The sequence below is a fragment of the Grimontia kaedaensis genome, assembly GCF_023746615.1.
Taxonomy (GTDB): Bacteria; Pseudomonadota; Gammaproteobacteria; order Enterobacterales; family Vibrionaceae; genus Enterovibrio; species Enterovibrio kaedaensis.
Genome location: NZ_CP082275.1, coordinates 2,112,120 through 2,138,165, shown reverse-complemented (window position 1 = coordinate 2,138,165; position 26,046 = coordinate 2,112,120). Strand labels below are relative to the sequence as shown.

16 protein-coding genes are annotated in these 26,046 nt (G+C 48.5%); 6 read left to right on the top strand and 10 right to left on the bottom strand.

Features of this window, described 5'->3' with window-relative positions:
- Nucleotides 1–16 precede the first annotated feature (16 nt).
- The gene (locus K6Q96_RS09655; RefSeq protein WP_251875312.1) at nt 17–1,171 is read left to right on the top strand and encodes an amidase family protein; all 1,155 of its coding nucleotides are present in this window, start codon (nt 17–19) and stop codon (nt 1,169–1,171) included.
- Between the two features lie 560 nt (nt 1,172–1,731).
- On the opposite strand, the gene K6Q96_RS09650 is transcribed toward K6Q96_RS09655, so the two are convergent.
- The 4 genes from K6Q96_RS09650 to K6Q96_RS09635 all read right to left on the bottom strand — a co-directional run bounded on the left by K6Q96_RS09650 (nt 1,732) and on the right by K6Q96_RS09635 (nt 14,043).
- A complete protein-coding gene (locus K6Q96_RS09650; protein WP_251875311.1) occupies nt 1,732–11,907 on the bottom strand; it encodes a S8 family serine peptidase in 10,176 nt (3,391 codons plus the stop codon).
- Between the two features lie 644 nt (nt 11,908–12,551).
- Complete coding sequence (locus K6Q96_RS09645; protein ID WP_251875309.1) at nt 12,552–12,881, bottom strand: hypothetical protein; 330 nt, start codon at nt 12,879–12,881, stop codon at nt 12,552–12,554.
- Between the two features lie 237 nt (nt 12,882–13,118).
- Nucleotides 13,119–13,424: a hypothetical protein gene (locus tag K6Q96_RS09640; protein WP_251875307.1), complete on the bottom strand. Its 306-nt coding sequence runs from the start codon at nt 13,422–13,424 to the stop codon at nt 13,119–13,121.
- Nucleotides 13,390–14,043 carry a winged helix-turn-helix domain-containing protein gene (locus K6Q96_RS09635; RefSeq protein ID WP_251875305.1) on the bottom strand — a complete coding sequence of 218 codons (654 nt, stop codon included), beginning with the start codon at nt 14,041–14,043 and terminating at the stop codon, nt 13,390–13,392. Before K6Q96_RS09635 ends, K6Q96_RS09640 begins: the two co-directional genes overlap by 35 nt.
- A gap of 541 nt (nt 14,044–14,584) precedes the next feature.
- Between K6Q96_RS09635 and K6Q96_RS09630 the strand changes: the two genes are divergently transcribed.
- On the top strand, nt 14,585–15,637 hold the full coding sequence (locus K6Q96_RS09630) for a helix-turn-helix transcriptional regulator (protein ID WP_251875303.1): 1,053 nt from the start codon (nt 14,585–14,587) through the stop codon (nt 15,635–15,637).
- A 16-nt stretch (nt 15,638–15,653) separates the two neighbouring features.
- On the opposite strand, the gene K6Q96_RS09625 is transcribed toward K6Q96_RS09630, so the two are convergent.
- The 6 genes from K6Q96_RS09625 to K6Q96_RS09600 all read right to left on the bottom strand — a co-directional run bounded on the left by K6Q96_RS09625 (nt 15,654) and on the right by K6Q96_RS09600 (nt 22,157).
- A complete protein-coding gene (locus K6Q96_RS09625) occupies nt 15,654–16,676 on the bottom strand; it encodes a LacI family DNA-binding transcriptional regulator (protein WP_251875302.1) in 1,023 nt (340 codons plus the stop codon).
- Nucleotides 16,677–16,721: 45 nt separating this feature from the next.
- A complete protein-coding gene (locus K6Q96_RS09620; RefSeq protein ID WP_251875301.1) occupies nt 16,722–17,915 on the bottom strand; it encodes a Gfo/Idh/MocA family protein in 1,194 nt (397 codons plus the stop codon).
- A 33-nt stretch (nt 17,916–17,948) separates the two neighbouring features.
- Nucleotides 17,949–18,605 carry a hypothetical protein gene (locus K6Q96_RS09615; protein ID WP_251875300.1) on the bottom strand — a complete coding sequence of 219 codons (657 nt, stop codon included), beginning with the start codon at nt 18,603–18,605 and terminating at the stop codon, nt 17,949–17,951.
- A gap of 5 nt (nt 18,606–18,610) precedes the next feature.
- Nucleotides 18,611–19,768, bottom strand: a complete 1,158-nt coding sequence (locus K6Q96_RS09610; protein ID WP_251875299.1) for a Gfo/Idh/MocA family protein — start codon at nt 19,766–19,768, stop codon at nt 18,611–18,613.
- Nucleotides 19,769–19,944: 176 nt separating this feature from the next.
- Nucleotides 19,945–20,889: a sialic acid TRAP transporter substrate-binding protein SiaP gene (locus K6Q96_RS09605; RefSeq protein WP_434802166.1), complete on the bottom strand. Its 945-nt coding sequence runs from the start codon at nt 20,887–20,889 to the stop codon at nt 19,945–19,947.
- A 380-nt stretch (nt 20,890–21,269) separates the two neighbouring features.
- Nucleotides 21,270–22,157 (bottom strand): helix-turn-helix domain-containing protein, encoded by an 888-nt coding sequence (locus K6Q96_RS09600; RefSeq protein ID WP_251875297.1) that lies wholly within the window; start codon nt 22,155–22,157, stop codon nt 21,270–21,272.
- A gap of 119 nt (nt 22,158–22,276) precedes the next feature.
- On the opposite strand from K6Q96_RS09600, the gene K6Q96_RS09595 reads away from it, so the two are divergent.
- From K6Q96_RS09595 to K6Q96_RS09580, 4 genes are read left to right on the top strand one after another with little or no spacing between them, the layout of a single operon-like run.
- Nucleotides 22,277–23,338 carry a 4-oxalomesaconate tautomerase gene (locus tag K6Q96_RS09595; protein WP_251875296.1) on the top strand — a complete coding sequence of 354 codons (1,062 nt, stop codon included), beginning with the start codon at nt 22,277–22,279 and terminating at the stop codon, nt 23,336–23,338.
- A 29-nt stretch (nt 23,339–23,367) separates the two neighbouring features.
- A complete protein-coding gene (locus K6Q96_RS09590; protein WP_251875295.1) occupies nt 23,368–24,240 on the top strand; it encodes an amidohydrolase family protein in 873 nt (290 codons plus the stop codon).
- 39 nt (nt 24,241–24,279) lie between these two features.
- Nucleotides 24,280–24,990 carry a 4-carboxy-4-hydroxy-2-oxoadipate aldolase/oxaloacetate decarboxylase gene (locus K6Q96_RS09585; protein ID WP_289623560.1) on the top strand — a complete coding sequence of 237 codons (711 nt, stop codon included), beginning with the start codon at nt 24,280–24,282 and terminating at the stop codon, nt 24,988–24,990.
- A complete protein-coding gene (locus tag K6Q96_RS09580) occupies nt 24,987–26,036 on the top strand; it encodes an amidohydrolase family protein (RefSeq protein ID WP_251875293.1) in 1,050 nt (349 codons plus the stop codon). The genes K6Q96_RS09585 and K6Q96_RS09580 overlap by 4 nt, the downstream gene beginning before the upstream one ends.
- Nucleotides 26,037–26,046 lie beyond the last annotated feature (10 nt).

Below are 26,046 nucleotides of genomic sequence, written 5' to 3'. Positions count from 1 at the left end.
AAATAATGGTAATGTAATGGTTGAAGATAACTTTCTCATTAGCAGCTTCAAGCCGGAACGACAGGACATCGCAACTGGTGTATTAAAGCGCCAAACACTAGTAGTGAGTGATTGTGTCGGTGTTAAGGACGTTGTAACGGGTATTGGTGTGCCTGAATGGGCCGATAACCACGAGCCCGCTAAAAGTGACGCGCATGTCGTTTCTACTTTGATGCACTCAGGCTGCAAACTAATTGGTAAGGCGCAGATTGATGATTTTGGCACCAGTATTAGCGGACAAAACCCTTTCCGTGCCAAATTATCCAACCCAGTATCCCCTGAGGTTCGTATTGGCGGGTCATCTTCAGGCATCGCAGTGGCCGTTGCTCGGGGTAGAGCGTCTATCGGTATCGGTAATGACTGTTGTGGCGGCGTATTGATACCCGCTTCGTTCTGTAACCTCTTTGGCTACAGGCCCTCACAAGGGATGATTGACCTCCGTGGCGTCACTTCCTTTTCTCCATCATTTGATGCAGTTGGAATTGTGACGAAACAGTTGCCAACGATGTATCAAATCGCGGAAAAATGTTGGACAAAAGCGCCTAGAACCGCACGTTTAAAATCCATTAAGTACGCGAAATCGCTTTTCCATGAGTTGTTGCCTATTGAAGCAATGCTTGAGTGGGAAGTTACTCTGTCTGAATCAAATTGGCGGGTGGATGAAGTTCCTAGCCTTAGCAAACTCACCCTCACTCAAGCGCATAACATCCATACTGTCATGCTTGGCCGAGAAATAGACTTGCAGTACGGACAATGGTTAGATACCGCTAGCCCGAAGATGACTGATGAAACGATGGATTATCTCAAGCTCATTCGCGGAAAAAGCTTTAAAGAGTTTGTCGAAACGAAAAAGAAACGAGAGTTTTTCAGTGACAGCCTGCAGGGTTTCTTTGGTAGCGGAGAGGTGATGATGATCCCCACGTCACCAGGACAAGCACCAAACGAAATGTTTGTCGACGACACCTTTCTGATAAACCAACGCAGGCTCTATGCCATTGCTGAGGTGGCAGGGTTAGCACAAATTACGCTACCAATGCTAACTGTTGAAGGTGCACCGATGGGTGTTTCTCTGCTTGCGCATCCCGGAGAAGACAGACTTCTATTTGAAGCAGCAGGCCGTTTACTTAAATAAGCTAATTTTCCGCTGCAAATTTAAACAAGCGCTTTCATTTCATTACCATTTTCGTACTGCAGCCTAGTTGTCAACAGGCTGTCTCATTTTGTCTCACTATTTCGACTTAAATGTAACATGGTGATGTGCAAACAGTTTGTTCGTTATTTAACGAACTATTTTTACCGAACTTCGACCACTCACATCGACCTCATCTTTAGACATTAGGTCAAGAAAAAATTATTTTTTCTTTAAATTTAAAGTAACTATCAGATATTAAAGGAAATATTAGCCATTGACTCATGGTGAACCTATCAACAGAATCTGTGGATAACTAGGTGAATTAGTTGGGCGACGAAAAATGTAACCAGATGAAATATATAATTAAAAATTTCATTTTAGGTCGATTTGATTTTGCCCACTCAGCTGTGAATGAGATTTGTTACAGTCTTTTTAACCTCTAGGGTGCAAATTGTTTTAAAACTAACCAATATTTCCTTCTGTTCACCTCTGTGGGTCGGACAAATTTCTTGCTAGAAAATCCAAGCCAGACTGATATGTCTCAGTCTGGCTTGGTGGTATTACAGTGCTTCAATCAGATCATCAACGCCGTTGCCGTTCGCATCTAGTCCGCCAAACTCATCCAACTCGCTAAGCTTCCCGTCGCCGTTGGTGTCGAAGTTACTGAAGCTGGTTTCGGCAATATCATAGTCGATACCGTTGTTGCCGGGATTATTGCTTTCCAAGTCAATAAAGTCCGGAATACCGTCGTTGTCTGAATCGGGAAGGGTTGCGACAGACGCACCAATATTGTCGTTATCCACCATGAAGTTGTTATCCAAATCCTCAAATCCAGCTTCGATAATGTCTGGCTTGGCATCGTTATCACTGTCCAAGTCCAAATCATTAGGAATGCCATCACCATCCGAGTCAGCAACAAACTGAGTGCCCGGCAGAGGAGAAAGCAAGAAACGGCTGATTTCAATGGCGCCACTGTAGAAGCTGGAGTCGATATAGAAATCTGGTGTTTCACCCTCATAGAGAGAAGTACGCAGCAGTTCGTTATTGCGGAAATAGGCAATCACACGGTCAGCTACTTGAATGGAGAGCGTATCACCAATCGCAATGCTACCGAACGAGCCTTTTGAGGACCCACTTTCATAGATGTAAAGCGTACTCCCGACAACATAAAAGGCGTAGTCGATGTCCCCGTAGCTGGCGGAGGCCTCTTCCTTGCCTAAGCCAATCATGTTGTAGGTGCCAAGGCTATCGAGGATGAAACTCAATTGATAATGCGAACGGAAACCGTATTCAGAAAAACGCTCAGAATTTGCCTGTGACTGCCAGTAACCACCGTTCCCAGTTAGAGAGCCATTATTGAAACTTGCGTTGCCAGTCAGAACCAGCCAGTCGGACACACTGGCATTGATATTGGATTCGAGCTCATTGGCAATACCATCATTGTCTCTGTCCATATCACGGTTATCACCTAAGCCATCACCGTCGGTATCTTGGGTTTCGGTGGCATCTGTTGGGAAGGCATCTGTGTTATCCCCGATGCCATCACCATCTGAATCTGTATCCTCGTTAGGATCGAAGGGGAACGCATCGTAAATGTCCAAGGTACCATCGTTGTCATCATCTTCGTCGTTCGGATTGGCGAGCCCATCACTGTCGGAATCTTCAGCGCGGTCATCTACGCCATTTCCGTTTTGGTCAGTACCGCCTTCACCGTCTTGAGCATCCAGCATACCGTCGCCATTGGTATCAAAGGCTGCAAATTGATACCCGTGCATATCAAAGGCGGTGCCATCGTTTTCTGGGTTGTGGCTCTCCAGGTCGAGGTGATCGGGAATACCGTCACCGTCTGAATCTGGAGCAGGATCCACTGAACCTTGAAGGTTAGTGTTATCGACTTTGAGGTTACCATCAGCGTCAGCTAGCCCTGCCTCAACAACGTCTGGAATCGTGTCGTTGTCGGAATCGAGGTCAACATCGTTTTTGACGCCATCAGCGTCTTTATCGATGGCAAAACCTGCACCTGAAAGTGGCGAAAGCTCAATACCTGACAGGCGGATAGCGCCACTGTAGAAGCTGGTATCAAGGTAGAAGTCTGGCGTATCGCCGCTGTAATTAACCGAACGAACGAGGGTGCCATTGCGATAGTAAACAATGGTGCCGTTATTCACTTCCAGTGTTAGGTCATCACCGACTGCGACAGAGCCAAAGCTGCCCCGATAAGCACCGCTTTCGTAGATATAAAGCGTGGTTCCAGCGATATAGAAGGCGTAATCAATGTCGGTATAGCTTGCTGAACCTTCAACGTTGCCCAAGCCGAACATGTTGTAAGTGCCAAGAGCATCGACATGGAAGCTCAGCTTGTATTGGTCTGTGAAACCATAACTGGAGAAACGGTTTGAGTTGGCTTGATAACCCCAGCTTCCTCCATTGGCTGTGAGTACTCCGTCAGTGAAAGCGGCATTGCCAGTTAGAACAGGCCAATCATCGACAGGTGCGCTGGTGCGGGCTTCCAGCTCATCGGAAAGTCCGTCATTGTCTTTGTCGATATCACTGTTATCGCCCACGCCGTCGCCATCCGAGTCTGTGGTTTCAGACGCATCGTTGGGGAAGACATCGGCATTATCGCCCACACCGTCGCTGTCAGTATCTGTGGTCTCAGACGCGTCGTCAGGGAATGCATCCGCATTATCGCCCACACCGTCGCCATCAGTGTCTTTGGTTTCGGTGGCATCTGTTGGGAAGGCATCACCGTTATCGCCGACGCCATCACCATCAGAATCGGTGTCTTCGTTTGGATCGAATGGGAAGGCGTCGTTAACGTCTAAGGTGCCGTCGTTATCGTCGTCGTCATCATTCGGATTAGAGAGTCCATCCCCGTCAGCATCTTCGGCCCGGTCATCGACACCGTTGCCGTTCACATCGTTACCGCCGAGATCATCATTGCCATCGAGTTTACCGTCGCCGTTGGAATCGAACGCAGCAAAGTCATAGCCATGCATATCGAAGGCCGTACCGTCATTGGCGGCGTTCTGGCTCTCCAGGTCGAGGTAATCAGGAATGCCATCGCCGTCTGAATCCGGGGCAGGGTCGACAGTGCCTTGCAGATTTACTGAGTCGACTTTCAGGTCGCCATCAGCATCGGCTAAACCGGCTTCAATCACATCAGGGATAGTGTCGTTGTCGGAATCGAGGTCAATATCGTTGTTGACGCCATCCTGATCGGCGTCAGCGGATACACCGCTACCAGACATTGGCGTGAGGCTAATATTGCTCAGGCGAATCGCGCCATTGTAGAAGCTTGAATCAACATAGAAATCTGGTGTTTCTCCGCTGTAGCTTACTGCGCGGATTTCCTCGCCGTTACGGAGATAGCGGATCGTGCCGTTGTTCACTTCCAATGAAAGCGTATCGCCAGTAGCAACACTGTTCGCGCCAAAGTTGCCGCGGTATGAACCGCTCTCGTAGATATAGAGCGTGGTGTTCACGATGTAGAAGGCGTAATCAATATCGGGGTAATTTGCGCTGCTTTCAGCATTACCCAAGCCAAACATATTGTTGGTGCCCAGTGACTCAACCGTGAAATTCAGGCGATAGTTATCGCGGTAGCCGTACTCAGAAAAACGTATTGAGTTCGCCTGATAGCGCCATGTGCCGCCATTGGCAGAGAGTTCGCCATTGGAGAAGCTCGCCCCATAAAGCACGGGCCAATCAACAATGTCAGCTTTAGTGCGCAGCTCTAACTCGTCAGCAAGACCGTCATTGTCACGATCGATATCCGAATTATCACCCACGCCGTCGCCATCAGAATCTGTGGTTTCAGACGCATCGTTGGGGAAGGCATCGGCATTGTCGCCGACGCCATCACCGTCAGTGTCCGTGCTCTCAGACACGTCGTCAGGGAATGCATCCGCATTGTCACCCACACCATCACCATCAGTATCTTGGGTTTCGGTGGCATCTGTCGGGAAGGCGTCACCGTTATCCCCGACACCATCGCCATCCGAATCGGTATCTTCGTTTGGATCGAATGGGAAGGCGTCATTAATGTCTAAGGTGCCGTCGTTATCGTCGTCGTCATCATTCGGATTAGAGAGTCCATCCCCGTCAGCGTCTTCGGCGCGGTCATCGACACCGTTGCCGTTCACATCGTTGCCGCCGAGCTCATCATTGCCATCGAGTTTGCCGTCGCCGTTGGAATCGAAGGCAGCAAAGTCATAGCTATGCATATCGAAGGCAGTACCGTCATTGGCGGCGTTCTGGCTCTCTAGGTCGAGGTAATCAGGAATACCGTCACCGTCTGAATCCGGGGCAGGGTCGACAGTGCCTTGCAGATTTACTGAGTCGACTTTCAGGTCGCCATCAGCATCGGCTAAACCGGCTTCAATCACATCAGGGATAGTGTCGTTGTCGGAATCGAGGTCAATATCGTTGTTGACGCCATCCTGATCGGCGTCAGCGGATACACCGCTACCAGACATTGGCGTGAGGCTAATATTGCTCAGGCGAATCGCGCCATTGTAGAAGCTTGAATCAACATAGAAATCTGGTGTTTCTCCGCTGTAGCTTACTGCGCGGATTTCCTCGCCGTTACGGAGATAGCGGATCGTGCCGTTGTTCACTTCCAATGAAAGCGTATCGCCAGTAGCAACACTGTTCGCGCCAAAGTTGCCGCGGTATGAACCGCTCTCGTAGATATAGAGCGTGGTGTTCACGATGTAGAAGGCGTAATCAATATCGGGGTAATTTGCGCTGCTTTCAGCATTACCCAAGCCAAACATATTGTTGCTGCCCAGCGATTCGACCGTGAAATTCAGGCGATAATTATCACGGTAGCTGTACTCAGAAAAACGTATTGAGTTCGCCTGATAGCGCCAAGTACCGCCATTGGCTGAGAGTTCACCATTGGAGAAGCTCGCCCCATAAAGCACGGGCCAATCAACAATGTCAGCTTTGGTGCGCAGTTCTAACTCGTCAGCAAGACCGTCGTTGTCACGATCAATATCCGAATTATCACCCACGCCGTCGCCATCCGAGTCTGTGGTTTCAGACGCATCGTTGGGGAAGGCATCAGTATTGTCGCCCACACCGTCGCCGTCAGTGTCCGAGGTCTCAGACGCATCTTGTGGGAAGGCATCGGCATTATCGCCCACACCATCTCCATCAGTATCTTGGGTTTCGGTGGCATCTGTCGGGAAGGCATCACCGTTATCGCCGACGCCATCACCATCAGAATCGGTGTCTTCGTTTGGATCGAATGGGAAGGCGTCGTTAACGTCTAAGGTGCCGTCGTTATCGTCGTCATCGTCATTCGGGTTGGAGAGTCCATCCCCGTCAGCATCTTCGGCGCGGTCATCGACACCGTTGCCGTTCACATCGTTGCCGCCGAGCTCATCATTGCCATCGAGTTTGCCGTCGCCGTTGGAATCGAAGGCAGCAAAATCATAGCCATGCATATCGAAGGCCGTGCCGTCATTGGCGGCATTCTGGCTCTCTAGGTCGAGGTAATCAGGAATGCCATCGCCGTCTGAATCAGGGGCAGGGTCGACAGTGCCTTGCAGATCGACGGAATCGACTTTCAGGTCGCCGTCAGCATCGGTCAATCCGGCTTCAATCACGTCTGGGATGGTGTCGTTATCAGAGTCCAGATCGACGTCATTGTTGACGCCATCCTGATCGGCGTCAGCGGATACACCGCTACCGGACATTGGTGTGAGGCTAATGTCGCTCAGGCGAATCGCGCCATTGTAGAAGCTTGAATCAACGTAAAAGTCCGGTGTTTCTCCGCTGTAGCTTACTGCGCGGATTTCCTCGCCGTTACGGAGATAGCGGATAGTGCCGTTGTTCACTTCCAGCGAGAGGGTATCGCCGGTAGCGACACTGTTCGCGCCAAAGTTGCCACGATATGAACCGCTCTCGTAGATATAGAGCGTGGTGTTCACAATGTAGAAGGCATAATCAATATCAGGGTAATTTGCGCTGCTTTCAGCACTACCCAAGCCAAACATATTGTTGCTGCCCAGCGATTCAACCGTGAAATTCAGGCGATAGTTATCGCGGTAGCCGTACTCAGAGAAACGTACTGAGTTCGCCTGATAGCGCCAAGTACCGCCATTGGCAGAGAGTTCACCATTGGAGAAGCTAGCCCCATAAAGCACGGGCCAGTCAACAATGTCAGCTTTAGTGCGCAGCTCTAACTCGTCAGCAAGACCGTCATTGTCACGATCGATATCCGAATTATCACCCACACCATCGCCGTCTGAGTCCGTGGTTTCAGACGCATCGTTGGGGAAGGCATCGGAATTGTCGCCGACGCCATCACCGTCAGTGTCCGTGGTCTCAGATGCATCTTGTGGGAAGGCATCCGAATTATCGCCGACACCATCTCCATCAGTATCTTGGGTTTCGGTGGCATCTGTTGGGAAGGCATCAGCGTTATCGCCTACGCCATCACCATCAGAATCGGTATCTTCGTTTGGATCGAATGGGAAGGCGTCATTCACGTCTAAGGTGCCGTCGTTATCGTCGTCGTCATCATTCGGGTTGGAGAGTCCATCTCCGTCAGCATCTTCCGCACGATCATCGACACCGTTGCCGTTCACATCATTGCCGCCTAGCTCATCATTGCCATCGAGTTTGCCGTCGCCATTTGAATCGAAGGCCGCAAAGTCGTAGCCATGCATATCGAAGGCCGTGCCGTCATTGGCGGCATTCTGGCTCTCTAGGTCGAGGTAATCAGGAATGCCATCGCCGTCTGAATCAGGGGCCGGGTCGATGGAGCCTTGGAGATTTACAGAATCGACTTTCAGGTCGCCATCAGCATCGGCTAAACCGGCTTCAATCACATCAGGGATAGTGTCGTTGTCGGAATCGAGGTCAACATCGTTGTTGATGCCATCAGCGTCTTTATCGATGGCAAAACCTGCACCTGAAAGTGGCGAAAGCTCAATACCTGACAGGCGGATAGCGCCACTGTAGAAGCTTGAATCAACGTAAAAGTCCGGTGTTTCTCCGCTGTAGCTTACTGTGCGGATTTCCTCGCCGTTACGGAGATAACGGATCGTGCCCTTGTTCACTTCCAGCGAGAGGGTATCGCCGGTAGCGACACTGTTCGCGCCAAAGTTGCCACGGTACGAACCGCTCTCGTAGATATAGAGCGTTGTGTTCACAATGTAGAAGGCGTAATCAATATCAGGATAATTTGCGCTGCTTTCAGCAGTACCCAAGCCAAACATATTGTTGCTGCCCAGCGATTCAACCGTGAAATTCAGACGGTAGTTATCGCGGTAGCCGTACTCAGAGAAACGCACCGAGTTCGCCTGATAGCGCCAAGTACCGCCATTGGCTGAGAGTTCACCATTGGAGAAGCTCGCCCCATAAAGCACGGGCCAATCAACAATGTCAGCTTTAGTGCGCAGCTCTAACTCGTCGGAAAGACCGTCGTTGTCACGATCGATATCCGAATTATCACCCACGCCGTCGCCATCCGAGTCTGTGGTTTCAGACGCATCGTTGGGGAAGGCATCAGTATTGTCGCCCACACCATCACCGTCAGTGTCCGTGGTCTCTGACGCATCGTCAGGGAAGGCATCTGTATTGTCACCCACACCGTCACCATCAGTATCTTTGGTTTCGGTGGCATCTGTTGGGAAGGCGTCACCGTTATCGCCGACGCCGTCACCATCTGAGTCGGTATCTTCATTCGGGTCGAATGGGAAGGCGTCGTTAACGTCTAAGGTGCCGTCGTTATCGTCGTCATCGTCATTCGGGTTGGAAATACCATCTCCGTCCGCATCTTCCGCACGATCATCGACACCGTTGCCGTTCACATCATTTCCACCAAGCTCATCATTGCCATCGAGTTTACCGTCGCCGTTGGAATCGAAGGCAGCAAAGTCGTAGCCATGCATATCGAAGGCCGTGCCATCGTTTTCTGGGTTTTGGCTTTCCAAATCGAGGAAGTCTGGAATGCCATCATTATCAGTGTCCGGGGCAGGGTCGACTGAGCCTTGTAGATTGATAGCATCAACCGTAAGGTTGCCGTCCGCATCGGCAAGTCCAGCTTCAATCACATCTGGAATCGTGTCGTTGTCAGAGTCCAAATCGACATCATTGTTAATGCCATCGTTGTCAGCATCGACAGAGAATCCAGAACCTGAAAGCGGCGACAGCGAGATGTTTGAAAGCTGAATCGCACCGCTGTAGAAACTTGAATCGACATAGAAATCCGGTGTATCGCCGTTATAGCTTGTTGAGCGGACGAGAGTGTCATTTCGGTAGTAGGCGATGGCGCCTTCGCTTACCTGAATTGAGAGAGTATCTCCAACCGCAACGGAGCCAAAGGTACCACGCGAACTGCCGCTTTCGTAAATGTATAGCGTACTGCCAACAACGTAGAAGGCGTAATCAATGTCGGTGTAGCTTGCTGAACTTTCGACATTGCCCAAGCCAAACATGTTGTATGTGCCCAGTGAGTCGACGGTGAAGTTCAATGCGTAGCGGTCGTTGAAACCATAGCTAGAGAAACGGTTAGAGTTCGCCTGACTATTCCAGTAGCCGCCGTTTCCAGAGAGCACACCGTCGTTAAACCTTGCGTTTCCGGTGAGCACAGGCCAGTTGTTGATGTCAGCAGAGGTGCGTGACTCTAAGTCGTCAGATAAACCATCATTATCTCGGTCTATGTCGCCATTGTCGCCAACGCCATCACCATCGGAATCTGACCACTCATTCTGGTCATTCGGGAATACGTCACTGTTGTCGCCAACGCCATCGCCGTCTGTATCTGTGGTTTCATTGGCGTCGAGTGGGAAGGCATCATTTACATCTAGAACGCCGTCATTGTCGTCATCGTCGTCCTGACTGTTACCTATTCCATCGCCATCGGTATCGTATTGCTCATTGGGGTCAAGTGGACGCCAATCTTCGTCGTCATTGACACCGTCACCATCGTCATCGTTATCAGCGTTATTGCCGATACCGTCACCGTCAGTATCGACGGTTTCTGTGGCATCTTTCGGGAAAGCATCTTCTTCGTCTGGAACGCCGTCGTTGTCGTCATCGGGATCCTCATCGTCAAGAATGCCATCGCCGTCGGTATCAACAATGACAGACTCTACGAGGGTTTTCATATCCAGAATACCTTCAGAGACCGTAAGGCCGCGCCAAGCGCCCACTGGACGTGCAGTGTTCATCACCAGCGCCTTTATTTCGCGGAAGTTCATGCTTGGGTCCATTGCCCAAGCTAATGCAACGGCACCAGTGACGACAGGCGTCGCTTGAGAGGTACCGCTGAAGCCTGAATAACCACCAGAGGAATTTGCTGTAGTGAATTCTGTCGGTGCGGCTATGTCCACGCTGACTGCGCCATAGTTGGAATAGCTGATACGACCTTCGCCTTGGTTGGAGGCTGCAATACTCAGAATGTTGTCGTTATCGTAGGAGGCAGGGTAGACGGGGCTATTATCAATATTGCGGTTGAAGTTGTGAGATGCAATCACCATCAGGTGGTCATCGCTTTCAATTTCGGTGATCAAATCTTTGAAAGCCTGACTGTAGTCGCCGCTTATGCCCCAACTGTGGTTTGAAATCCGAGAGCCTTTGTCCGTGGCATAGCGAAGAGATGCCATCGCGTCAGATACTGCGGCAGAAAAACTCAATGGACCACCTGTATCCATCAATTGACACTTCCAGGCACTACCGACATAACCAATGCCGTTGTTGCCCTCACCACAAATGGTGCCGGCTACTGGGGTGCCATGACCGCCAAAGACTTGATTGGTACGACCGTTAATATCATCGACAATACCGTTACCGTCATCATCGACGCCATTACCGGCAATTTCGTCCGGGTTAACCCAGAAGTTATTACGAAGATCTTCGTGACTGCGTAAGATCCCCTGATCGTAGACGGCGACAGGGCCAATAGCAGAAGCGTCGGTCGTGGTTTCCCATGCATCATAAGCGCGCAGTTGATTGAGCCACCACGCATTACCATTGCTGATCCCTGCATTCGATTCGTTGGGTGCCAGAGCCCACTCAATCAGGTAATCAGGCTCGGCAAAAGCCACGTTAGCATGAGCATTTGATGCTTCGAGTGCTTGGGCAAACGTCAGCTCTTTAGGGATCTCGTATACATGAACCGCCGTGGATGGATTAGCTGAGTCAACACTGCGTAGATGGGAAAAACCTATGTCTTCCAGCGCGGTTAAAGGCTCCGCACTCTCAACGATTCGAACGGTCAGCACGTCGGGTACATGCTTTGATTCAACCATTCGGGCAAAAGTCGGCAACAGAATGGGGTTACGTCCCTGGCTGACATGATAGCTTTCAAATTTTACCCAGCCTGGCGTTCTGGGTTGGGCCAGGTGAATGGCAACCTGATTTCGCCAATATTCGCTGTCTGGGTAGTTTCGCAGTGCTTCCTGAAACCAAGGTCTTTCAGCATCAATCGGATACTCAACACCTTTCCCAGCCAGGCTCTGCTCAAACGGAATTCGAGGGGCATTAGGCTCGGCATTGGCAACTGAAATGGGCAAAGTTGAAGGCGGCATGATTGTATGCTTTACGCCTTCCAGATACACCTTGCCACTATAAGTCGGTGTTCGAAGTTCATTAACGGCAATAGCAGTGAGCGTACAAAATGCTAAAGCCGATAGGGATACAATGGTTTTTCTTAGAATAGTGCTGGCGGGTGAGTAAGTTTTCTGGTCAGCATCTGTATGATTTTTATTTTCTGTCACGATAAATACCTTTGTGAATGCAAGCTAATAGAGAGATGCGGGTCACATTTATTTTTTATCGCCTGTTTTTCTGCTTTTAAATTGCTTGGATAGCATTAGAGAAGTAGGCGTTTAAAATAGCGTAGTGTGGGGAAGGAAACTTATTGTGTAGCAAATTTACGACGAAATATATTTCACGTTTAAATTAGGGTTTACTTGTTTACTTTTTATGGTGATTGATGGTTTTTTTAGCCTTGAAGTAGATTGTTTAGATTAGATTTTATTCTTTCCAAGTGTGGTTGTGAAAGCGAAACCTTTCAGTTCTTCAAATTTAGACTGCATTTATATCTGCTTGAGTTTTTTAATATTTATTTATCAATTTCAGTAATTTATACTAACTCTTTGATTTTCATGATGATGAGATATAAGGTAAGGATAAGCCCACTATCGTTACGAATGCTGAAGAAAAGGCTATGTTAATGAGTATTTGAAAAGTGTCGCTTTAAGTGGCGTTATTCAGTATTGAATCGAAATTAAATTGTATGGGTTGTTGCTTTTCCGGTACTTTTTTATTAGATAAATATTAGTCGTGTAGTGCTCGTGAAATAGTATGCAGTGTAGTATTGACTCGATGCGCTTTTCCTGAGGATGTCGCCTCTTATTGTCTAGTAAAGACATGCAAGAGCCATCTGATGAGGGTTTTTAATTTTTGGGGAAAGAAAAACCAGCGCGCACTTTTCATCAAGGGAATAATATGCATGTATTGTGGAGCGCAGTGGTACCAAGTTGTTAAGCAATAAATTGCGATTAGGTGGTTGGAGTTCATAGGTATAGCCAACGTGGAAGGTTTTTTCCTTTTTGGGGTCAAAGTCTTTCTTATATTCGTTAACGCGAATGTCTAGCGTATCTTTAAATTGTACTGTACGCGAAAGCTTCAGATACTCACCGAGTGATACTGTGCCGGTCCACTTTGAGGTTTGCTTTTGTGTAGCCACGATAATGGTTGCATTAAGAAGTACTATCAAGACGATAGTGATTGAGAATTTGGACACTTTAAAATTAGGATTCGTCATGGCTAGTGCGATTAAGGTTGTTGAAAAACTGACATTTATGATTGCTTCCCCATTAATACAGAGAGGAAAGCGACATACTAGACAGCGTCAGTTTGTTAGGATTGAAGGAAACCCGCTTACAGCGCTCATCAAGTGCATAAAATAGATGAAGACGAGCTTTCACTGACCAAGCTTCACAAAAAGTAGGTTTGCATTAGGTGGCTGAAGCTCAAATTTGTAATCAAAACAACGGCCATTACAGGCTTCTATCTTGAAATCTTGAAGATAGCCGGTCGTTCTAACTTGTTCTGTATTCTCCGACTGCAAAAAGCGCGTCAAGGGCGATTTGTCTTCCATCACAATTGTTTCAACCCATCGAGAAACCTGTATTTCCGTGCCGATAAAGATGGGCGTATCAGCAACAACAGTTCCGGCGATGAACAATACAAACTTATGGGCAGGTAATGATTTCAACGTCTTTTTCATAAATGCACTCCTTACCTTCAACCGTCACTATCAGCTTATTTTCGTCCTCTGTCTTCTCAATATGAGGGTACGGAACAGCAAGGCGTGTTTCGATAAATCGCTTTTTTAATTGATAGGCTTCTACAAAATGCTTGATATTGATGACACTGATAACGGCTAATACCGCCACTATGCCCAATCTAGCCCAAGCGATGCCATTGAATGCTTGGCCTTCAGCAGTGGTAGTTTCATCAAGGACTTCAGCTAATTCACGCATTTCTTGATGTATTTTTTCTTCCTGACCAGTAAGTGTTTCGCAGTCGAGTGAGTAACCCACTCCGGGTACATTGCCAATCAAGGTATTGTCCGAGTCTTCCAATACCTCTCTAGTGCAGTTGATTAACTCCGGGAGGTTTTCGTTAGAAATGTGTTCAGAGCCCCAGACGTATAGCATGATCTCGTCACTGGTCACTTTTTCGGGCGCAGCTTTATACAGACATTCTATGAGAGCCTGTTGCTTGTTAGTCAGTCGTTTAGCCTCATCAATGATGTCATTACCATTCTGATCCTGCGGATAGAGATATTGTGTTTTTTGATCCCAGCGGAATCGACCAAGATTGATGCGTTCTGGTTCGTTCATGACACGCGCCAAAGGAAAAAGGGTGCGGATTATAGTGCTGTATTTTTAGGCAAGCAAGCTTCAGAACTAACGAAAATATGATTTGTTAACCAATTGGGTCTCAATGGTTATTGGCGGGTTTTGGCTGTTAACATTCGGTGGTAAAACATACCGATGTTTTACTTTACATACATTTTTATCTTGGTCGGTACTGATCGTTTGAGACGGTAAAGCTTTAGATAACAAATGAGTGTACTTAAACCTTGGTGCTTAAAGTATTACTGCGATGGAATGAGAGAAGGATGAGAGCACTCGGATGGGTATTAATACTGCTCAAAGCTGGTTAAAAGTATGAAACGTAGATGAATTTAATGTGTAGTACTTGGGTTGAACTGTAAAAATGACAATAACTGACTGGACCGTAAGTGAGATTTTAAATGAAGATGATGGGAAAAATCATGATTTTTTAATATGGATTATCAGTCGAAACACAGCCAAACTAATTTTACAAATAAATAAAAAGCTTAGTAACTAGCTGGACAACAAAGAAAAGTGGTAAGGAATGAGTGTAGAATATTCAGCATTGAGTGGGTTTCTCATCCCGGTCATTATGTCGATGAAAAAGTTTGAAATTGACGTCGAACCCACTTTGTCTCGGTTTGGACTTTCGGAAAGCGAGGCAAACAACCCAGAAGGTCGCTTGTCAGTTGAACGCTTGGGGAATCTCTTTCTCTACTGTAATGAGAAAGCGGGTGGTAGAGCGTTTGGTTTAGATGTCGCTCAGAATTTTCATCTCTCAACACTTCACATCTTTGGATATGCTATTCAATCATCGTATAGCCTAAAAGATGGACTAGAGCATTTTGCTAAATATCGTCGCGTACTCTCGAACAGTACTCAAATCCATACTCGCATCGATGGTGCAAAACTTTTTATCGAGTTTGATGTAGAGCGTTACAAGGACAGTAGTCGCCTTGCACTGACACCCCAGCTAATCGAGGCACTCTTTATAGGTGTTATTTGCCAATCCAGAGAGATGATGAGCGGGTATATTGGGCCAGTGGATATCGAGTTTTCGTTTGAACCATTTCCAGAGTCTTGCCCTGCTGTTGACGAGTTCTTTGTCTCCGAGGATTGTACTGTTAATTATCAATGTGAGAAAAATGCGATTGTGTTTGATCTCCAACTTGCCAGCTTACAATCACCAGGCAGTAACCCATTGATGAACATGGTACACACCAAACTGCTGAACACCTTTATGGAGCGCTTTGATCGTTCAAACATCACTTATCTTGTCGAAAACAAAATTGCTGAAGAGTTAAAGTACGGTAATCCTTCACAATCTAAAATTGCCGAAGAACTGGGCTACAGCCTTCGTAAATTGCAGCGGCGTTTAAGAGAGCAGGGAACTAGTTTCAAGGATATTCTTGAGGAAACGAGGAAAAACCTCGCGAAAGCGTATGTTAGACAGCCTCAGTACACGATCAGTGAAGTCGGACATATGGTGGGCTTTTCTGATGTTGCCAACTTCAACCGCGCTTTCCGAAGATGGGAAAATTGCTCGCCGAGTGAATACCGCGAGCGTTATCTGTCGACGGGACGTTTAACTGCCTGACCTTATATAGTTAGCGTTAGATGTTTTCGCTGGTGTAGATGAAAAACGGGAGCACAGTCATTTTCTTTTGCTGTGCTTCCTGTTGTTTAAGGCCAACGAACATCTCCACAGCTTTTTCTGCCAAGAGGTCAAAATCGGCTGACAGCACCATATCTACACCCCCTTGGAGCAGCTCTGTTTTCGCTTGGGCGGTGAGCTCGGTTGAAACGAAAAACGGGCGTCTGTCACCGCCGTATTCAATGATGGCGCGTCGAATACCACTTGCGCCACCACCTGCACTGAAAATTCCCACTAAGTCAGGTGTTTCACAAACCAACTTTTTAGCTGCCTCATAAGCTTGGCTGTCGTCGTCAGAGCTGACAACGGATTCCAGTATTCTGAATGCGGGGGCCTTTTCGCGGAAATAGCTGCGGAAGCTGATTTCGCGGTCTTGCTGACTGAGATATCGGTGGCTACCAATGATGACACCAACGGTTCCCCGATCGCGACAAAACCTGTCCATCGCCCAGGCTGCGGTTCTCCCACGCATGCGGTTATTGGTACCCACAAATCCTGCCAGATTAGTGGCTGAGAGATCAGAAAGAATAGCCACCACGGGAACATCTCTTTCTGCGAGCTTATCGATCGCTTCTGTGACAAAAGGATGATCGATCGCGGTGATGGCCAAAACGTCGACTTTCTTGCCGAGCTTCATCATTCTCTCGGCGATTTTCTCTGGCTCCAGATTGTCGAAAGTTTCGATAGTCAGCGTCGAATTGGCGTTTTCAAGTTTCGCTGCCTGCACTTCAAAGGCTTCTCGGAGAAGATGAGAGATATTGCTTTGCAACAGAATACCGCAGCGAATAGATGGGGGATGAGCCGGACTGTTGACATCATTGAATACCGCGGGAGGACGCCAGCCCAGTTCCTTGGCGGCGGTAATAATACGGTTTGCCGTCGCACTTTTTACAGGCGCGCGTTGGTTGATGACACGATCAACCGTGGCAACGCTGACTTTCGCGTACTCGGCGATTTGCTTTATCGTGACTCGCTTTGCCAATCGCGCCCCCTTGTGATGGGCGGGATTACCCCGCCACAGTTTTCATTATTGGCAATTTACCCAAGCACCGCCTGAAGTATTTGATTCAACAGACGCTTCAATGAATCTTACACCTTTAGCACCGTCTTCCACTGTCGGATAACTCAGCCAATTTTCAGGTGCGGATACGCCATCTTTTCTTGCTGCAACTGCCATTGCAAATTCGGTGTAGAGGTTTGCCCAGGCTTCTATCAAGCCTTCTGGGAAACCACGGCCGGTACGGACAAAACGTTCAACAGCAGGGTAGATACCATGGCCTTGGCCACGGCTTAACACCCGATCGGGTTCACCATATTTGTTGTATTTGAGTTGCTCGGCATTCTCCATATCCCACTCGATGCCACCTTCACTACCAAAGACGCGAAGACGTAATCCACCACGGTTACCCGAAGCGATACGCGTTGCCATTAACGTTCCCGGTACATTGCCTTCGTAGCGTGTCATCATAAAAACAGTGTCTTCAAGGGGCTTTGGCGCGCCGCAGACATGCATTTCAGCGCGAAGGTCGGTCATATCAAGCCCGGACACGAAAGTGGCAAGTTGAGCTGCGTGGGTGCCGATATCGCCAGTACAGCTGGTGGAGCCTGACTTTTTAGGGTCTAGTCGCCACTTCACATGTGCGGCTTCACCAACATCATCAGGGATCATCCAATCCTGCATAAACTCAACGTGGATCTGTACCACCTTGCCGATCGCACCGTCTTTCACCATTTCTCGTGCCTGACGAATCATGGGGAAGCAGGACATGGCATAACACACACCAAATACCTGTCCGGTAGATTCAGTAAGTTTGACCAGATCTTCAGCTTCTGAGTAAATATTGGTGAGCGGTTTATCACAGAGCACGTCAATACCCACATTCAGAAACGCTTCTGCTGCTTCAAAGTGAACATGGTTCGGCGTGGTGATCATCACCGCATCAATGCCATCCTCGCGCTTGGACTCTTTCTCTGCCATCTCCTGATAAGAGGAATAGCATCTGTCTTCCGGTAAAAACCACTGCGCACCTCTTGCCTTGGCTTGCTCTGGATCGGAAGAAAGCGCACCTGCTGTTATCTCCCATCGATCGCTCAGTCTAGCTGCCATCGCTTGCGTTACTGCGATACGTCCGCCACCGACAACGCCAATTCTCAATCGACGGGAAAGGGCGGGGAAAGCACCGTCAAAATCTATGTTTTCTGGTAGTAATCGTGTTGCCATTTTGAATCCTTTATTCTGGGCTTAACGTCGGAATTATCTTGGGATGGGATTGCCGGACGTTAGAATTTCAATCGCCATAAATATGCCTGGCGTAATGGTTTCGTACTGGTGCCATGGGTAGTTCAGTTCAGCATCAAACATGGGCTTGTGCGTGCAACCCGGTGCCATGGTTTCTTCAAGAAACAGGGTTGATATGTCTTTCTCGCGGCACTGCTGCATTTTCCCGAACCCAACGATTTGGGTATGCACTTCCTGAGGCTCTTCGCCACCCAAGTGCACATGGTTTTTATGAAGCCCCACATTCAAAGGCACAGTAGACGCGTGATACATGCTGAACTGGATATTGCCGACAGCGTTTTTGGGTGACATATAGTGTCCAACGCCTTTTAATCTTTCTTCACGACGAATTTCATAAGCCAATGGCCAAGTGCCTCTTACCTTTTCCAATAGCGCATTTTCATCTTCAAAATCATCAAAACGTTCCACCAATACGCACTTTTCTACGTTGAACAGCGTAACGTCAGTGGCGATGATGGACTGAAAAGGTGCCAGCCACATGCCGGCCGCATATAGTTGAGATTCAGCGAGATTCAGGACGATGGTTCTTTCTTTAATGATGATTTCTGGTTCATCAATGATGTATTTCACGGTGAAAAACGGTTCCGCAAAATCCAATGTTTCAAGACTCATGGTGTTCAGGCTCCGTTTTCACTGTTGGGGAAATCTTCAGGTAACGCGCTTGGTGATTCACAGCGGCTTTTTATCTCGACAAACTGTCCGGTTTTGGCGGACTCAAGAATGCCAAACATCACTTCACAAACATGTTGCGCAAGTTCGCCATTCGCACGTGCTGGGCGTTGGTTCTTCACGGCATAAGCAAGATCAAGCAACCCGAGTCCACGCGCTTCTTGATTGAAACCATGCGTGTTCTCGGCGACTGACCAAAACTCAAGGTTTGGCGTGCGTGGGCGGTAAACCCATCGTGCTGTTTCGCGTGTTTTATAAAGCACCTGACCGCCAAAGATATTGAAGCCGTCGGTGGGATCAGGGTCATTGATGCAAAGCGTCCCGTTTTCGCCGTAAATTTCCATGCGCGGCGTCTGTGAATCCCACACATCGAAACTTGCCATCAATGAGCCCTGAACGCCGGATTCAAATTCCAGAAGGGCGTTGATATGGGTATCCACATTGACGGGAATTCTTTCGCCAGCTCGGGGCTTTGATTCAATCAAACGCTCATCCAGCGTCTTTTTAGCCAAACCACAAACGCGGGTGATTGGGCCAAGAAGAGCAACCATGGCTGTCAGGTAATAAGGTCCCAGATCCAGTAGAGGGCCACCGCCATTTTGATAGTAAAAGTCCGGGTTAGGGTGGTGACGCTCGACACCTCGTGTTGGCACAAATGCCATCACTCCGGTTGGCGTGCCAATCACACCCTGGTCCATCAGCTTTTTACAAGTCTGGAGCCTTCCACCAAGGAAGGTATCTGGTGCATTGCCCACGTAAAGGCCTTTTGCCTTAGCAAGGGCGAGAATTTCTTCTCCATCCGCTAAATCAGTCACGAAGGGTTTTTCAGAGTAAACGTGCTTTCCAGCGTTCAATGCGGCGATGGAGATCTGCGCATGAGCGGCGGGAATCGTAAGATTCAATACACAGTCAATAGAAGGGTCATTAATGATTTCATCAGGCGTGCAGACACGCGGGATATTGTAGGCTTCGGCTTTTTGTTTTGATTCTTCGATGTTCAGGCTGGCACAAGCGACAATGTCGATGAAGTCGAACTTCTGACAGGTTGTCAGATACTTATCGCTGATGACACCACATCCGATTAAGCCAATTCGAAACTTTTTCATGTTGTTCTCAGTGCTGTCTTGGGGTTTACGTTTGGTGTTTTTTACCACCCTCTGGGTGCACGAACCTCAAGCGCACAAACGGCACTTGTTTCATTTCTCTAAGAGGGGGGGGTGAGATTGGCACCGCAGCGATACTGCTGCCACGGTGCCCGGTTTACAGTTTCAGGCTGTTAGAATTACAGCGCGTTGATCTTCTCAAGCAGACCTTCTGGCCACTGCTCTGAGTAATCAGAGTTCAGGTATGCGCCTTGAACCGTCTCCTGGAACGCTTTCAGGTTTGGTTCGTAAACTTTCAGGCCTTGGTCTTTGAAGAACTGAACCAGTTCCGCTTCAAGCGCAAGCTGTTTCTGGCGAGCAGATTCTGCTGCATCGTCAGACGCTTTTTGCAGCGTTGCTTGTTGCTCTGGGGTGAACTTGTCCCACACTTTCTTCGAGATAGCGATGTAGTTCAGGTCAACCAGGTGACCGGTCAGAACGATTTGCTTTGTGACTTCATAGAACTTCGCGTCTTTGTCGGTTGGCAGTGGGTTGTCTTGACCGTCAACCGCGCCAGTTTGCAGCGCAGTGTAGACTTCTGCAAACGCCATTGGTGTTGGGTTTGCGCCCAGTGCTTTACCTAAGAACTGCCATGCGTCACTGCCTGGCATACGCAGTTTCACGCCTTTCAGATCCGCTGGGGTCGCTACTTCAAAGTCTTCACGAAGGTTAACGTGGCGACGGCCGAGGTACATCACACTCAACAGTTTCACGTTAAGGAGTTCTTCTGCTTCTTCTTTCAGGTCATCCATAAAGTCTGCAGCGAACACGCGCTTCTGGTGTTCTGCATCACGGTGTACGTAACCAGCCGAGAAAATGGAGAAAGCAGGAATAAACTCGGCAAGCTCCTGTGCGGAAGTGATGGTCATGTCCAGGTTGCCACGTGCAATGGCTTCGAGGTCAGTACCTTGTTTGAATAGTGAACTGTTCCAGTGTCCTTCGAACTCAGCAAAGTCGGAAACGGCTGGACCGAAAACTTCGGTCATCGCAACTGCGCGTTGGTCAGTCGCTGACGCTGAAGCAGACATTCTCAGTTTGGTGTCTGCTGCGTGAGCGAACGATGTTGCGCCCATTGCAACGACCATCGCTGCTGCTGTAAATACTTGCTTCAGTTTTGGTCGTGCCAATAGTGCTGTCGATTTCATGCTTAATACCCCTGCATTTGTGTTGTTGGTTTGCATTCCATTCCATTTCATTATTGGTCTTGTTATTTTTAGTTAGCAAGATGTTAACAGTATTTTAAATGAGACAAATCAATCATCGAAAATGAAATAAAAACATCATTTCTTCTTGAGTGTTCAGAAAGGCGGACAGTCATCTATGTCATTAATAAACTGATTAATAATGGTTTGAATAGAAATCTAGGCGAATGTAAATGATGTAATCATTGCTTAGATCTTCTGAGATTTTTGATGCGGACTCTTATTAAAATAATTTTAATTGCGTTTAAAGCGCACAATGAACGTTAAATTTGGCGTTGACTTTCTGCTACCCGCGTTTTGAATTGCTTAGGCGCTTGGCCGGTATGTCTTTGAAAAAATCGAGAAAAATAGCCGGGGTCCTTAAATCCAAGCTGGTAACCAATCTCTTTGGCTGACAATTGAGTGAAAACTAGCAGCCGTTTCGCCTCATCCAACAGATACTCATGAACGATGGCCAATGCCTGTTGACCTGCTGCGCGTTGGCACAAGCGGTTGAGTTGTCCTTGACTCAGTCCTAACTCCTCAGCGTATTGACTGACCTGCCAATGATCAGTCGCATGATTGTCGACTAAGCGGACAAACCGCTCGAACAGAACCGTTTTTCCATCTGCATTTTCTTGAAGTTCACTGCGCTGGCGGTGTCTTGCCAGCATGACGAAGACGATTTTCAGGTAAGCACCGATGATTGAGGCCTGGCCAATCTTTGGTGTGTGGAATTCTTCAAGTAACCGCTCACCCATTCTTGTGACTTCCCCTTCATCCGTGTCGACGCCCAGAGGAATGACCATCGGCTCTCTGAACAACTGCGCGAGTCCCTGTCTTTCCGCATCATTAAATAGACTCAACATAAAGGGGTGGCTAACCGACACTATAAATCCTGTCACTCCAGGCTGATGGGCAAAGCCATGCACTTCTTTGGCGGGAATGGAGAGAACGCAACGGCCAGAGTATTCGTCGCTTTTTTCCCTGATTTGAGCGTGCATCGAGCCTGACTCGAGAATCATTAACTGATGAAGATTGTCATGGCGGTGTGGATGAATTTCCCAGTTGTGCTTGGGCAAAGATTGCTCCAATCGCGCAATGTGCATGTAGTCCGGTGCGGTCTCGGGAAGCTCTTCGCCGTAGAGAAAGTAGTGGGGGATATCAGCCATTCAGTACAACCTCAGGAAAACGGAATGTTAAAAATGTACAACAAAATGTAAAGAAGTTGAATTTATTGCGAGCGAAATCATGCCTATGCTGTTTGTAAAGCACACAAGGAAGGTGAGAGATGCTGGCAGTTCCCTACATGCAAATGCGCGGTGGCAGTTCTAAAGGACTTTATTTTTTAGCCTCTAATCTGCCGAGAAATGAAGCACTACGTGATCAGGTTATTCTCGATGCCGTTGGTCGTGACCCTCGTCAGATAGACGGCCTGGGTGGCGGTCATCCGCTGACAAGCAAGGTCGCTGTTGTCTCTCCATCATCATTACCCGATTGCGATGTCGACTATCTGTTTGTTCAGGTGGTTGTAGGAGAGAACCGGGTGGATACCTCTCCAAATTGCGGAAATATCCTCGCTGGTGTTGGTGCTTTTGCTATCGAAAACGGACTGGTAGATGCGCAAGACGGAATCACTACTGTCCGCGTGAATATGGTCAACAGCGGAAACCGTTGTGACCTCGATGTCCAGACCCCCAATCAAAAAGTGCAATACGAAGGTGATGCTGCGATAGATGGCGTGCCCGGCACTGCAGCGCCTGTGATCTGCAACTACAAAGACATCGCAGGCTCGATTACTGGGAGCCTACTTCCTACTGGAAATATCAAAGATACCTTCGATGGCGTAGAGGTCACTTGTATCGACAACGGTATGCCCGTTGTGTTGATGCGCGCTTCCGACCTCGACGTGTCAGGCTATGAATCGGCTGACGAACTTAACGCCAACGAAACACTGAAAGCCAAAATTGAATCAATTCGCTTACAGGCGGGTGCGGCAATGAATCTGGGTGATGTGACTGACAAAGTTGTTCCCAAGATGAGCCTAATTGCGCCACCTGTAGACGGTGGGCATATCTGCTCACGTACCTTTATCCCAAGAGTCTGCCACACCGCAATAGGTGTTCTCGGCGCGGTCTCAGTAGCAACGGCTGCTGCCATGCCTGGAAACGTGGCCGAAGGCATTGCTGAAATCCCGGAAGGAAATGTGAAGACGATTTCTGTTGAGCATCCCTCCGGTGAGTTTTCAATGACGTTAACGTTTGATGATCAAAATAACGTCACAAAAGCCGGGCTGCTGAGAACCGCAAGGTTGCTCGCCAGAGGTGAGCTCTTTGTCCCTATCAACAAATAACAACAACGAAAAGAATGAGGAGTCATGGAATGACTAAGCCAAGCTGTATGCCACCAGATAACAATACGCGAACACCGCGATTCGTGGCACCACCTAAATCCTGTGACGCTCACTGCCATGTGTTCGGTCCTCACGCACAGTTTCCGTATGCGGAAACGGCTACCTACTGGCCGCCTGATGCAGGTAAAGATGCGCTGAAACGTGTTCACGACAAATTAGGTATCGAGCGTGCAGTGCTGGTTCAGGCGAGCTGCCATGGTCGCGACAACCGAGCCATGATGGATGCGATTGCATCAAGCAACGGGGCTTACCGCGGTGTTTGTATGGCGGATGACACCTTTACAGACAACGATTTTCAGGATCTGCATGAAGGCGGTGTTCGCGGCATTCGCTTTAACTTTGTGACCCATTTGGGCGGTGCGCCAAATCTGGAAATGATGGCCAGAGTGCTCGAGCGTGTGAAGCAATACGGCTGGCACTTGGTCATTCACGTCAATGCGGAAGACATCATCAAGTATGAAGACTTCTTTAACCGTATCGACATGACCATTGTGGTTGACCATATGGGACGCGTGCCGACTTCCGAAGGTGTAGGCCAGCAGGCGTATCAAATCCTGCTTGAGTTTATGCGCCGAGAAAGCTGGTGGGTCAAAGTGTGTGGTTCTGAACGAATTGCAATAGCACCGCCGTTCTATGACGCCGTGCCATATGCACAGGGCTTAGTGGAAGTGGCGCCAGACCGTGTGCTTTGGGGGACCGACTATCCGCATCCTAATATCAAAAAACACATGCCCAACGATGCGGATTTGCTGGATCTCGTGCCTTTGATTGCGCGCGATGAAGCGACCCAGAAAAAGATTCTGGTGGATAACCCAGCAAGACTTTACGGATTCGACGACTGATTGGCTTTGCCAGTCAAGAATGCAAGGAAGGACAGAAGTATGTCTATGAGAACCATTCAAGGCGTAGCGGTTAAACACATAGAGCGCGCCGATGCCAAAGTGATTGAAGGCTTGGCGGCTTGTGGCAGTGCGACCGTGCATGAAGCGCAGCAACGCACAGGCAACTTAAACCATGAACTGCGTCCGATTTACAAAGGCGCGCAAATTGCGGGTAGTGCCGTCACCGTGTTGGCGCAACCGGGTGATAACTGGATGGTGCATGTCGCTATCGAGCTTTGTCAGCCAGGAGATGTACTGGTGATTGCGACCACATCGCCATGTACTGACGGTTATTTCGGTGATTTGCTGGCGACCTCAGCGCAAGCGAGAGGCGTGCAAGGGCTGATCATTGATGCAGGCGTGCGTGATACCAAAGACCTGACGGAAATGAACTTCCCAGTATGGTCAAAAGCGGTTTCCATCAAAGGCACAGTGAAAGCCACATTAGGCTCGGTCAATGTTCCGGTGATTTGCGGTGACCAACCTATTTACGCCGGAGATGTCATCGTTGCTGATGACGATGGCGTTTGTGTTGTGCCACGCGCAACAGCAGCAGCAGTATTGGAATCCGCGCAGGCGCGGATGGAAAACGAAGAAACAAAAAGAGGCATGCTGGCACAAGGCATTCTTGGTCTGGACATGTACAACATGCGCCCAAAATTAGAACAAGCGGGATTTCGCTACGTGGATAAGCTGGAGGATTTGGAATGAGCAAGGCACCTTTAATCATTGACTGTCACGGTCACTACACCACCGCACCGGATGAATTGGGCGAGTACCGTGAGCAGCAAAAGAAAGAGTTGGCGATTGATCCTCTGTTTGATCACGTAAAAGGCATCGTAAACATTTCGGATGACCAAATCCGCGACAGCCTTGAAGGTGCGCAGCTGAAACTGCAAAACGAACGCGGCACGGATGTCACCGTCTTCTCACCACGTGCAAGCTGGATGGGTCACCACATTGGTAACCAAACCACCAGTAAGTATTGGACGGAACACTGTAACGAGCTTATCTACCGTATTACCGAGCTTTATCCGCAAAACTTCATCGGAGCGGCGCAATTACCTCAGTCACCGAACGCAGATATGACAGCCAGTGCTGCTGAGTTAGAGCGAACCGTAAAAGAGTTTGGCTTTGTCGGCTGTAACTTAAGCCCTGACCCTTCCGGTGGCTACTGGACAGCACCGCCGCTGGACGACAAGTTCTACTATCCAATTTACGAAAAAATGTGTGAGTTGGAAGTGCCTGCAATGATCCATGTGAGTGGCTGTTGTCACCGTTGTTTCCACACCACTGGCTCACATTATCTGGGTGCAGATACTACGGCGTTCCAACAGCTGATGATGTCGAAAACCCTGTTTAAAGATTTCCCGGATCTGAAGTTCATTATTCCTCATGGTGGCGGTGCAGTGCCTTATCACTGGGGTCGATTCCGTGGTCTGTGTGACATGATGAATCTGCCTTCACTGACAGAAATCATCGAAAACAACATCTACTTTGATACCTGTGTCTACCATCAAGAAGGTATCGATTTGCTTTTGGAAGTCGTGCCAATCGAAAACATTCTGTTTGCATCAGAAATGATTGGTGCGGTGCGTGGCATTGATCCGATGACTGGGCATTACTTCGACGATACTAAACGTTACATCGATGGTTCTAAGCTTAACGATGAAGATAAAGCGAAAGTCTTCAATGGCAACACTCGTGATGTGTTTGCCCGCATGGACGCCAGATTAAAAGAAGTGGGATTGATCTGAGAGGGAAGCA